General features: G+C 62.5%; 8 protein-coding genes. 2 read left to right on the top strand and 6 right to left on the bottom strand.

Features of this window, described 5'->3' with window-relative positions:
- Nucleotides 1-8: 8 nt before the first annotated feature.
- The gene (gene dacB, locus F7R20_RS05390; protein WP_003199550.1) at nucleotides 9-1,475 is read right to left on the bottom strand and encodes a D-alanyl-D-alanine carboxypeptidase/D-alanyl-D-alanine endopeptidase; all 1,467 of its coding nucleotides are present in this window, start codon (nucleotides 1,473-1,475) and stop codon (nucleotides 9-11) included.
- 231 nt (nucleotides 1,476-1,706) lie between these two features.
- Here dacB and F7R20_RS05385 point away from each other — a divergent pair, with 231 nt between their 5' ends.
- Complete coding sequence (locus F7R20_RS05385) at nucleotides 1,707-2,051, top strand: YggL family protein (RefSeq protein ID WP_003199553.1); 345 nt, start codon at nucleotides 1,707-1,709, stop codon at nucleotides 2,049-2,051.
- 158 nt (nucleotides 2,052-2,209) lie between these two features.
- Here the strand turns inward: F7R20_RS05385 and F7R20_RS05380 are convergent, their stop codons facing one another.
- Nucleotides 2,210-3,400 carry a benzoate/H(+) symporter BenE family transporter gene (locus F7R20_RS05380; protein WP_003199555.1) on the bottom strand — a complete coding sequence of 397 codons (1,191 nt, stop codon included), beginning with the start codon at nucleotides 3,398-3,400 and terminating at the stop codon, nucleotides 2,210-2,212.
- Nucleotides 3,401-3,644: 244 nt separating this feature from the next.
- Between F7R20_RS05380 and F7R20_RS05375 the strand changes: the two genes are divergently transcribed.
- Entirely contained in the window at nucleotides 3,645-4,409 is a 765-nt protein-coding gene (locus F7R20_RS05375) for a GntR family transcriptional regulator (protein ID WP_003183531.1), read from the top strand.
- Between the two features lie 127 nt (nucleotides 4,410-4,536).
- Here F7R20_RS05375 and guaD read toward each other — a convergent pair whose 3' ends face one another.
- The 4 genes from guaD to xdhA all read right to left on the bottom strand — a co-directional run bounded on the left by guaD (nucleotide 4,537) and on the right by xdhA (nucleotide 10,673).
- Nucleotides 4,537-5,841, bottom strand: coding sequence for a guanine deaminase (gene guaD, locus F7R20_RS05370; protein WP_003199558.1), 1,305 nt, complete (start codon nucleotides 5,839-5,841; stop codon nucleotides 4,537-4,539).
- Between the two features lie 19 nt (nucleotides 5,842-5,860).
- Entirely contained in the window at nucleotides 5,861-6,703 is an 843-nt protein-coding gene (xdhC, locus tag F7R20_RS05365) for a xanthine dehydrogenase accessory protein XdhC (RefSeq protein ID WP_003199560.1), read from the bottom strand.
- Between the two features lie 123 nt (nucleotides 6,704-6,826).
- Complete coding sequence (gene xdhB / locus F7R20_RS05355; RefSeq protein WP_003199562.1) at nucleotides 6,827-9,226, bottom strand: xanthine dehydrogenase molybdopterin binding subunit; 2,400 nt, start codon at nucleotides 9,224-9,226, stop codon at nucleotides 6,827-6,829.
- On the bottom strand, nucleotides 9,219-10,673 hold the full coding sequence (xdhA, locus tag F7R20_RS05350; RefSeq protein WP_003199564.1) for a xanthine dehydrogenase small subunit: 1,455 nt from the start codon (nucleotides 10,671-10,673) through the stop codon (nucleotides 9,219-9,221). Before xdhA ends, xdhB begins: the two co-directional genes overlap by 8 nt.
- Nucleotides 10,674-10,816: the final 143 nt, after the last annotated feature.

Below are 10,816 nucleotides of genomic sequence, written 5' to 3'. Positions count from 1 at the left end.
GTGCTGGATTAGAGCGCCGAAGCCGTCTGTGGCAGTTTCGGCTGGCGATACAGGTCCAGCAGCACCTGGTCCAGCACCGATGAAGCGCCCCAAGGCTTCGGATCGTTGAGAATCGCCACCACCGCCCAGGTGTTGCCATTGATGTCACGGCTGAAGCCGGCGATGGCGCGGACGGTGTTCAGGGTACCGGTCTTGACGTGGGCTTCGCCGGCCATGGCGGTGGTCTTCAGGCGTTTGCGCATGGTGCCGTCGGTGCCGGCAATCGGCATCGAACTGATGAACTCGGCCGAGTACGGGCTGCGCCAGGCAGCCTGCAGCATGGCCGCCATTTCCCGGGCGCTGACCCGTTCGGCACGGGACAAGCCGGAACCATTCTCCATCACCAGGTGCGGCGCGGTGATGCCTTTCTTGGCCAACCACTGGCGCACCACCCGTTGCGCGGCCTTGGCGTCATCACCGTCGGCTTCGTTACGGAACTGCGCACCGAGGCTCAGGAACAGTTGCTGGGCCATGGTGTTGTTACTGTATTTGTTGATGTCGCGGATGATCTCCGCCAGGTCCGGGGAGAACGCCCGGGCCAGCACCTTGGCGTTGCTCGGGGTCGCGGCCAGGCGGTCCGTGCCCTGGATGCTGCCGCCCAGCTCTTTCCAGATCGCCCGCACCGCGCCTGCGGTGTAGGTGGCATGGTCCAGCAGCGACAGATAGGTCTGGGAGCTGCAACCGTCACCGAGCTGGCCGCCGACGGTCACTGTCACGCTGCCGTCCGTCTGGGCCACCGGGTTGTAGCGCACACCGCCGGTGCATTGCTTGGAGTTGACGGCCTTGACCTGGTTGTCGATGCGAATGCTCGCAATCGGCGGCTCCACCGACACCAGCACCCGGCCGCCGTCGTTACGGGCGACGAAGCGCAGGGCCTTGAGGTTGACCAGCAACGAGTCGGGCTTGACCAGGAACGGTTTGTTTTCGTCGTTGCCGTCGTCGTTGAATTCAGGCAGTTGCGGCTGGATGAAGAAGCCTCGGTCCAGTACCAGGTCGCCGGTAACCTGCTGCACGCCGTTGGCCCGCAGGTCGCGCATCAGCAGCCAGAGTTTTTCCATGTTCAGCTTGGGATCGCCGCCGCCCTTGAGATACAGGTTGCCGTTGAGGATCCCGCCGTTGAGGGTGCCGTCGGTGTAGAACTCGGTTTTCCACTGGTGATTGGGGCCGAGCATTTCCAGGGCCGCGTAGGTGGTCACCAGTTTCATGGTGGAAGCGGGGTTAACCGAAACGTCGGCGTTGTGCAGGGTCGGGGTGCCGGGGCCATTGAGCGGCACCATCACGAGGGACAGCGCGTCATCCTGCAGCTTGCTGGCCTTGAGGGCCTTTTGCACGTTGGGCGACAGGGCAGTGTTGATCGTGGCGGCGTGGCTGGTGACAGGGAGGGCCAGGGGAAGAAGAAGGCTGGCCAGAAGCAGTGGACGCAAAGATTTGATCATTTGAAATAAAACCCTACGGGCGAGGGGGAAATAACGAGGACATGAAAATGAACGTCCTCAACGGTCACGAAAGTGTCGGCATTATGCCCCAAGCCGCAGCCGCTTGGGCCGTGCCTGAGCCCTTCGGCTGCTATTTTTTACCGACGGTAGGCCGATACGCCCGATCAGTCGGGCAATCGACGCATCAAACTGGTAAAGTGCCGGCCGTTATTACTTATGAGGATTGTTCCAATGGCGACTAACCGTTCCCAGCGTCTGCGCAAAAAACTGTGCGTGGATGAATTTCAAGAGCTGGGTTTCGAACTGAACCTGGATTTCAAAGAAGATCTGGCCGATGAGGCTATTGACGCTTTCCTCGACGCTTTCCTGAAAGAAGCCATGGAAGCCAACGGCCTGGGCTACGTCGGCGGTGACGACTACGGTCTGGTTTGCCTGCAGAAGCGTGGCTCGGTTTCCGAAGAGCAGCGTGCTGCCGTTGAAGCCTGGCTCAAGGCACGTCCTGAGCTGACCAGCGTTGAAGTCAGCCCACTGATGGACGTCTGGTACCCGGAAAAGCCGATCAATCCGGTCGCTTGATGGTCAGAAACCGGCAGCCCTTTCGGGCGCCGGTTTTTTTGTGCCTGTCTGTTGGGTTGATCGTTCCCACGCTCCGCGTGGGAATGCCTCTAGGGACGCTCCGCGTCCAGTGACGCGGAGCGTCACGGGCTGCATGCCCACGCAGAGCGTGGGAACGATCAGGCGCTACGCCAGTTCAGGATCAGCAAGGTCAACACCCCCGCCACAATCCCCCAGAACGCCGAACCGATGGAGAACAGCGTCAGCCCCGACGCCGTGACCATGAAGGTGATCAACGCCGCTTCCCGCTCCTTCACTTCGCTCATGGCGATGCTCAAGCCATTGATGATCGACCCGAACAGCGCCAAGGCCGCGATGGACAGCACCAGCTCCTTGGGCAGCGCCGCGAACAACGCCGCCAGCGTGGCGCCGAACACCCCGGCAATCCCGTAGAAGATCCCGCACCAGACCGCCGCCGTGTAGCGCTTGTTGCGATCTTCGTGGGCGTGGGGGCCGGTGCAGATGGCCGCGCTGATGGCCGCCAGGTTGATGCCATGGGAGCCGAACGGTGCCAGCAGCAGCGAGGCGATGCCGGTGCTGGTGATCAACGGCGAGGCCGGCACGTTATAACCGTCGGCCCGCAGCACGGCGATGCCGGGCATGTTCTGCGAGGTCATCGCCACCACGAACAGCGGAATGCCGATGCTGATGGTGGCCGCCAGGGAAAAGTGCGGCGTGGTCCAGACCGGCGTCGCGACTTCCAGGGCAAAGCCGCTGAAGTCCAACAGCCCCAGCAGGCCCGACAGCGCCGTACCGATCAACAGTGCCGCCAGTACCGCGTAGCGGGGCGACAGGCGCTTGACGATCAGGTAGGTGAAAAACATCCCCAGCACCAGGCCGGTGCGATGCTGGGTGGCGACGAAGATCTCGCTGCCGATCTTGAACAGGATCCCCGCCAGCAACGCCGCCGCCAGCGAGGCTGGAATACGCTTGACCAGGCGCTCGAAACTGCCGGTCAGGCCGCAGATCGTCACCAATACTGCACAGGTGATATAGGCGCCGATGGCCTCGCCGTAACTCACACCGCCCAGGCTGGTGATCAGCAGCGCCGCGCCGGGTGTCGACCAGGCGATGGTGATGGGCGTGCGATAGCGCAGCGACAACCCGATGGAACACACCGCCATGCCGATGGAAATCGCCCAGATCCACGAAGAAATCTGCCCACTGGTCAGCCCTGCCGCTTGCCCGGCCTGGAACATCAGCACCAGGGAACTGGTGTAGCCGGTCATCATCGCAATGAATCCGGCGACGATGGCTGAAGGCGAGGTATCGGCCAATGGACGAAGTGGTGTGGTCGTGACTTCGGTCATGGTGGGCGGTGGTCCTTGTTGTAGATTGACTGGGCTTGATCGCGCCGCAGGTTTTGGGTTTGAAGCCTAAACTCAACGCAGTAGCCGATTGCAATACAGCCATGCCCGCAAACAGCCGTACAGTCGTGTTGCCATCAGAGGTTGTGTACAATCGAGCTGTTTTTTACGCGATACTTGCCAGCGACCCGCTGTGCCGTATTACAGTCACGGTCAATTCGCCGCAGTTCTCCCGACTCGAGTGCCCATGAACGAACAGTTGCAGCCCCTCAAGAAACAACCGCGAGCCGGTAAAGCCGGCCGCAGCGGAACCCAGGACGATATTGTCTATGCGCATATCTTCGAGGCCATCCTCGAACAACGCCTGGCGCCCGGTACAAAGTTGAGCGAAGAGGCACTGGGGGAGATTTTCGGGGTCAGCCGCACGATCATTCGCCGGGCGCTGTCACGCCTGGCTCACGAAGGCGTGGTGTTGCTGCGGCCCAACCGCGGTGCCGTGGTGGCGAGCCCGAGTGTCGAAGAGGCTCGCCAGGTATTCATGGCCCGGCGCCTGGTGGAAAGGGCGATCACCGAATTGGCGGTGCAGCACGCCACGGCCGAACAATTGGCTGAGCTGCGGCAGATGGTCAGCGATGAGCGCGACAGTTTCTCCCGTGGCGACCGCGGCGCCGGCATCCGTTTGTCGGGCGAGTTCCACCTCAAGCTGGCCGAAGCGGCGAAGAACGCCCCGCTGATCAGCTTCCAGCGCAGCCTGGTGTCCCAGACGTCGCTGATCATCGCCCAGTACGAAAGCGGCAACCGTTCCCACTGTTCCTATGACGAACACACCCAGCTGATCGACGCCATCGAGGCTCGCGATGCGACGCTGGCAGTGGACCTGATGATGCATCACATGGACCACATCGACAGCAAGCTCAACCTCGACGAGGAAAGTGCGTCGGATGACTTGCATGCGGTGTTCTCGCACCTGCTGCAGAGCAAGAAGCCTGGGCGGTCGACCGCTAAGCTCTAACCCCCCCGACCCTGATCGTTCCCATGCTCTGCGTGGGAACGCAGCCCGGGACGCTCCGCGTCCCAAAAGCCGAACGCAGAGCGTCCGTTGAGGCATTCCCACGCAGAGCGTGGGAACGATCAAAAATCTACCGCTGATGCACCAATTTACCGGCCGCATAAGTCTGCGCCACCGTCCGGTCATCCCCCAGCGTCATCAACACGAACAACCGCTCGGCAATGTCCTTGGCCTGCTTGAGGCGATAGCCCAGCAGCGGCGTGGCGTTGTAGTCCAGCACCAGGAAATCCGCATCGGTACCCGGTTGCAACGTCCCGATCTTGTCCTCCAGGCGCAGGGCCCGGGCGCCGCCGAGGGTGGCCAGGTACAGCGACTTGAACGGGCTCAGCCGCGCGCCCTGCAACTGCATCACCTTGTAGGCTTCGTTCAGGGTTTGCAGCAGCGAAAAACTGGTGCCGCCACCCACGTCGGTGCCCAACCCCACGTTCACTTTATGCTTCTGCGCCATCGGCAGGTTGAACAGGCCGCTGCCGAGGAAAAAGTTCGAGGTCGGGCAGAAGGCTATGGCCGAACCGGTCTCGGCCAGGCGAGCGCATTCGTCGTCACATAAGTGCACGCCGTGGGCGAACACCGAACGTTCGCCGAGCAGTTGGTAGTGGTCGTAGACGTCCAGGTAGCCCTTGCGCTCCGGGAACAGCTCTTTGACCCATTGCACCTCCTGCAGGTTTTCACTGATGTGGGTCTGCATGTACAAGTCTGGGTATTCCCCCAGCAACTGACCGGCCAAGGCCAGTTGTTCCGGAGTGCTGGTGGGGGCGAAGCGCGGGGTCACGGCGTAGTGCAGGCGGCCCTTGCCGTGCCAGCGCTCGATCAGCGCCTTGCTCTCGGTGTAGCTGGATTCGGCGGTGTCGACCAGGTAGTCCGGGGCGTTGCGGTCCATCATCACTTTGCCGGCGATCATCCGCAGGTCGAGCTTCTGGGCCACTTCAAAAAACGAATTCACCGATTGCGGGTGCACGCTGCCGAACACCAGTGCGGTGGTGGTGCCGTTGCGCAGCAGTTCCTTGACGAAAATATCGGCCACGGCATCGGCGTGGGCCTTGTCGGCGAACTGGCTTTCGCAGGGGAAGGTGTAGGTGTTGAGCCAGTCCAGCAATTGCTCGCCATAGGCGCCAACCATGCCAGTCTGGGGCAGGTGGATGTGGGTGTCGATCAGGCCGGGGGTGATCAGCGCGTCCGGGTAATGAGTGATTTCGATGTCAGTTGCCAGGGTCGGCAGCAGGTCATGGGCGTGGCCGATGGCACTGATCTGGCCGTTTTCCACCACCAGCAAACCGTCTGCGAAATATTCATAGGACGCCTCGATACCGACTTCGGCCGGGTCGGCGAGGCTGTGGAGCAGGGCGGCGCGGTAGGCTTTGCGTGTCAGGGGCATGGGAATTCTCAACGAGTGTTCAACGGTTCGCCTGGCTGCGGCGCGAGGCCGGCAGCAGCTTGGCAATCGGTTCGGCGCGGGCGGTGTGCTGGCCGAAGTCGGCGTTATAGGTGGCGATGATTTCGCCGGTGATGGAGATGGCGATTTCCACAGGCAACTTGCCTTTGACTTCGCCGATGCCCATCGGGCAACGCATGCGCTGCAAGGTGCTGCTGTCAAAACCACGATCACGCAGGCGATGCTCGAACTTGACCCGTTTGGTCTTCGAGCCGATCAGGCCGAAGTAGGCAAAGTCGTTGCGCTTGAGGATCGCGGCGCTCAGTTCCAGGTCGAGCTGATGGTTGTGGGTCATGACGATGCAGTAGCTGCCGACGGGCAATTCGTCGACTTCATCCAGTGGCTCCTCGGTGACGATCTTGCGCACGCCATGGGGCAGGTGTTCGGGGAATTCCGCCTCCCGTGAGTCGATCCAGCGCACCTTGCAGGGCAGGCTCGCCAGCAGCGGCACCAGGGCACGGCCGACGTGGCCGGCGCCGAACACGGCGATCTGCGCCTGGACCTGGCCCATGGGTTCGAACAACAGTACGGTGACGCCGCCGCAGCACTGGCCCAGGCTCGCACCGAGGCTGAAGCGCTCCAGATGGGTGTTCTGCTGGCCGCTGGCGAGCATGTGCCGGGCGATTTCCATGGCCTTGAATTCCAGGTGTCCGCCACCGATGGTGTCGAACGTCTGGCTGGCGCTGATGACCATCTTCGAACCGGCGTTGCGCGGGGTGGAGCCGAGCTCTTCGATGATCGTCACCAGCACGCACGGTTCACCGCGGGTTTGCAGGTCGGCGAGGGCGCTGATCCAGTTGTACATATTCACCTCGACATCTTTGTTGTCTGTTCCGGCCTCATCGCGAGCAAGCTCGCTCCCACAGGGGATTTGTGAACACCGACCCAATGTGGGAGCGAGCTTGCTCGCGATTGGCCGCGCCGCGGTTTAAAGCGAAGCCAACTCGGTTTCAGCTTCCCCAACCTCCACCGCCCTCAACCCGCGCATCTGCTCACACCCCCACAACACCCGTTCCGGTGTTGCCGGGGCGTCGATGTTCGGTTGGTGCCGGTAATCCCCCAGGCTCGCCACGGCGTCCTTGATGGCGCACCACGCGGCGATGCCGAGCATGAACGGCGGCTCGCCCACGGCCTTGGAGTGGAACACCGTGTCTTCGGGGTTCTTGCGGTTTTCCACCAGCTTGACCCGCAGGTCCAGCGGCATGTCGGCCACGGCGGGGATCTTGTAGCTGGCCGGGCCATTGGTCATCAGCTTGCCCTTGTCGTTCCACACCAGTTCTTCCATGGTCAGCCAGCCCATGCCCTGGATGAAACCACCCTCGACCTGGCCGATGTCGATGGCCGGGTTCAGCGAGGCGCCGACGTCGTGGAGGATGTCAGTGCGCAGCATCTTGTACTCGCCGGTGAGGGTGTCGACGATCACCTCGGCACAGGCCGCGCCATAGGCGTAGTAGTAGAACGGCCGGCCACGGGCCTGGCTGCGGTCGTAGTAGATTTTCGGGGTCTTGTAGAAGCCGGTGCTCGACAGCGAAACCTGGGCGAAATACGCCTGCTGCACCAGCGCCTCGAAGGTCAGGATGTGATCGCGCACCCGCACATGGCCGTTGTGGAATTCCACGTCCTCTTCGCTGACCTTGTACTGTCGCGCGGCGAATTCCACCAGGCGCCGCTTGATGGTTTCGGCGGCGTTCTGCGCGGCCTTGCCGTTCAGGTCGGCACCGCTGGAGGCGGCGGTGGGCGAAGTGTTCGGCACCTTGTCGGTGTTGGTCGCGGTGATTTGCACGCGGTCCATTTCCACCTGGAACACCTCGGCCACCACTTGCGCGACCTTGGTGTTCAAACCCTGGCCCATTTCGGTGCCGCCATGGTTCAGGTGGATGCTGCCGTCGGTGTAGACGTGGATCAGCGCCCCGGCTTGGTTGAGGAAACTGGCGGTAAAGGAAATGCCGAATTTGACCGGGGTCAGCGCCAGGCCCTTTTTCAGGATCGGGCTATTGGCGTTGTAGCGACGGATCGCTTCGCGGCGTTCGGCGTACTGGCTGCTTTCTTCAAGCTCGGCGGTCATTTCCTCGAGCATGTTGTGCTCGACGGTCTGGTAGTAGTGGGTGACGTTGCGTTCGGTCTTGCCGTAATAGTTGGCCTTGCGCACGGCCAGCGGATCGAGCCCCAGGTGCCGGGCGATGGCATCCATCACCTCTTCGATGGCGACCATGCCTTGGGGCCCGCCGAAACCGCGGTAAGCGGTGTTCGACGCGGTGTTGGTCTTGCAGCGGTGGCCGTTGATGGTCGCATCGCCCAGGTAGTAGGCGTTGTCGGCATGGAACATCGCCCGGTCGACGATCGAGGCCGACAGGTCCGGCGAGCAACCGCAGTTGCCGGCCAGTTCCAGGGCGATGCCGTGCAGGCGTCCGGTGCTGTCGAAGCCGACGTCGTATTCGATGTAGAAGGGGTGGCGCTTGCCGGTCATCAGCATGTCTTCGACACGGGGCAGGCGCATCTTGGTCGGCTGGCCGGTGAGGTGCGCGATGACGGCGCACAGGCAAGCCGGGCTGGCGGCCTGGGTTTCCTTGCCGCCAAAGCCGCCGCCCATGCGGCGCATGTCCACCACGACTTTGTTCATCGACACGCCCAGCACCTCGGCCACCAGTTTTTGCACTTCAGTGGGGTTCTGGGTCGAGCAGTAGACGAGCATGCCGCCGTCTTCGGTGGGCATCACCGAGGAAATCTGGGTTTCCAGGTAAAAGTGTTCCTGGCCGCCGATGTGCAGCGAGCCCTGGATGCGATGCTCGGCGCTCGCCAGTGCCGTGGCCGAATCGCCGCGCTGGTGGGTGTGGCTGTCGAGCACGAAGTGCCGCTTGCGCAGGGCCTCGACCACGTCCAGCACCGGTTCCAGGTCTTCGTATTCGACGATGGCCGCCATCGCCGCCTTGCGCGCGGTGTCCAGGTCCTTGGCGGCGACGGCCAGCACTGGTTGGCCGACGAACTGCACGTCATCGATGGCCAGCAATGGATCACCCGGCAACAGCGGGCCAATGTCCTTCAGGCCAGGGATGTCTTGGTGGGTAATGGCGATGCGCACGCCTTCGAAGGCGTAGCAGGGCGTGGTATCGATGCGAATGATCCGGGCGTGGGCGCGGTCCGACAGCCGGGCATAGACGTGCAACTGGTTCGGAAACTCCAGGCGATCATCGATGTACTGGGCCTCGCCGGACACATGCTTGGCGGCGCTGTCGTGCTTGACGCTGCGGCCCACGCCGGTGGTCAGGTCGCGGGCGAACAGCTCGGCGAGTTCGGCTTGGGTCTTCTCTACGGTGTGATGGTTAGACATAAGCGGTCACCCGAGTCTCGATGTGCGGCGTTTGCAGTTCGATGAAGTATTTGCGCAACAGGTTGCGGGCGCTGAGCAGGCGGTATTCCTTGCTGGCGCGGAAGTCCGACAGCGGCGTGAAGTCTTCGGCCAGTGCGAGGCAGGCGCGTTCGACGCTGCTGTCGGTCCACGGCGCACCGATCAATACCGCTTCGCAATGCTTGGCGCGTTTGGGCGTCGCGGCCATGCCGCCGAAGGCCACGCGGGCGTCGCGGACCACGCCGTTGTCGATGCGCAGGTTGAACGCCGCGCACACGGCGGAAATGTCGTCGTCCAGGCGCTTGGAGACCTTGTAGGCGCGGAACGCCTGTTCGGCGCTGGCCCGTGGCACGATGATCTTTTCGATGAATTCGCTTTCCTGGCGGGCGGTGATCCGGTAGTCGATGAAATAGTCTTCCAGGGCCAGGGTGCGGCGGGTCTGGCCCTTGCACAGCACGATCTGCGCGCCGAGGGCGATCAGCAGGGGCGGCGAGTCGCCAATCGGTGAGGCGTTGCCGATGTTGCCGCCCAGGGTGCCCTGGTTGCGGATCTGCAGCGAGGCGAAGCGCTGCAGCAATTCGCCAAAGTCCGGGTATTCGGCTTTCAGGGCTTCGTAGCAATCGGAGAGGGCGGCGGCGGCGCCGATCTCCAGGCGATTGTCGAAGCGTTCGATACGCTTGAGTTCGGCGACGTTGCCCACGTAGATCATCACCGGCAGTGTGCGGTGAAATTGCGTGACTTCCAGGGCCAGGTCCGTGCCGCCGGCCAGCAGGCGCGCCTGGGGATAGGCATCGTAGAGATCGGCCAGGTCGGCGACGGTCAGCGGCACCAGGCAGCGTTTGTCGCCACTGTTAAGCTCGCCGGTCTCGGTCGGCGCAATGGCTTTGAGGCGGGCGATGGTTTCGGTTTCGCGGGCATCGAACTGGTCTGGCTGCTGGCCACAGCAGGCCTGCTCGGCAGCGGCCAGGATCGGCCGGTAGCCGGTGCAACGGCAGAGATTGCCGGCCAGGGCTTCGTGGGCTTTATGGGCGTCGGGTTGCTCGCTGTTCTTTTGCAGGGCGAACAGCGACATGACAAAGCCCGGTGTGCAGAAGCCGCATTGCGAGCCGTGGCAATCGACCATCGCCTGCTGGACGCTGTGCAGTTGGCCCTGGTGCTTGAGGTCTTCGACGCTGATCAGTTGCTTGCCGTGCAGGGACGAGACGAAGGTCAGGCACGCGTTGAGGCTGCGATAGCGAATGCGTTCGCGGCCATCGGCGCCCGTTTCCAATTCGCCCACCACCACGGTGCACGCGCCACAATCGCCGCTGGCGCAGCCTTCTTTGGTGCCTGGTTTACCAACGTGTTCGCGTAAATAGTTGAGCACGGTCAGGTTCGGGTCCAGGGCGTGCTCGCTACGGAGTTCCTGGTTGAGTAAAAACTGGATCACGGAAGGCCTCGCAGACTCATTATTGTTGTATCGACGTGGGCTGAATTTATCAGTTCTGACTTTTCGGTCAATGATTTTCTGACTTAAAGGTCAAGAAATTCCACTTGGTCGATGAACAACGATCTATGGACACTGTAGAACCC

The organism is Pseudomonas brassicacearum subsp. brassicacearum, assembly GCF_008801605.1.
Lineage (GTDB): Bacteria > Pseudomonadota > Gammaproteobacteria > Pseudomonadales > Pseudomonadaceae > Aquipseudomonas > Aquipseudomonas brassicacearum.
The sequence above is the reverse complement of the archived record's forward strand: the minus strand, read 5'-3'. Positions and strand labels throughout refer to the sequence as shown.

Excerpts from the sequence above, each read along its gene's own strand:
- dacB (WP_003199550.1), bottom strand. The coding sequence starts at position 1,475 with ATGATCAAATCTTTGCGTCCACTGCTTCTGGCCAGCCTTCTTCTTCCC.
- F7R20_RS05385 (WP_003199553.1), top strand. The coding sequence starts at position 1,707 with ATGGCGACTAACCGTTCCCAGCGTCTGCGCAAAAAACTGTGCGTGGAT.
- F7R20_RS05380 (WP_003199555.1), bottom strand. The coding sequence starts at position 3,400 with ATGACCGAAGTCACGACCACACCACTTCGTCCATTGGCCGATACCTCG.
- F7R20_RS05375 (WP_003183531.1), top strand. The coding sequence starts at position 3,645 with ATGAACGAACAGTTGCAGCCCCTCAAGAAACAACCGCGAGCCGGTAAA.
- guaD (WP_003199558.1), bottom strand. The coding sequence starts at position 5,841 with ATGCCCCTGACACGCAAAGCCTACCGCGCCGCCCTGCTCCACAGCCTC.
- xdhC (WP_003199560.1), bottom strand. The coding sequence starts at position 6,703 with ATGTACAACTGGATCAGCGCCCTCGCCGACCTGCAAACCCGCGGTGAA.
- xdhB (WP_003199562.1), bottom strand. The coding sequence starts at position 9,226 with ATGTCTAACCATCACACCGTAGAGAAGACCCAAGCCGAACTCGCCGAG.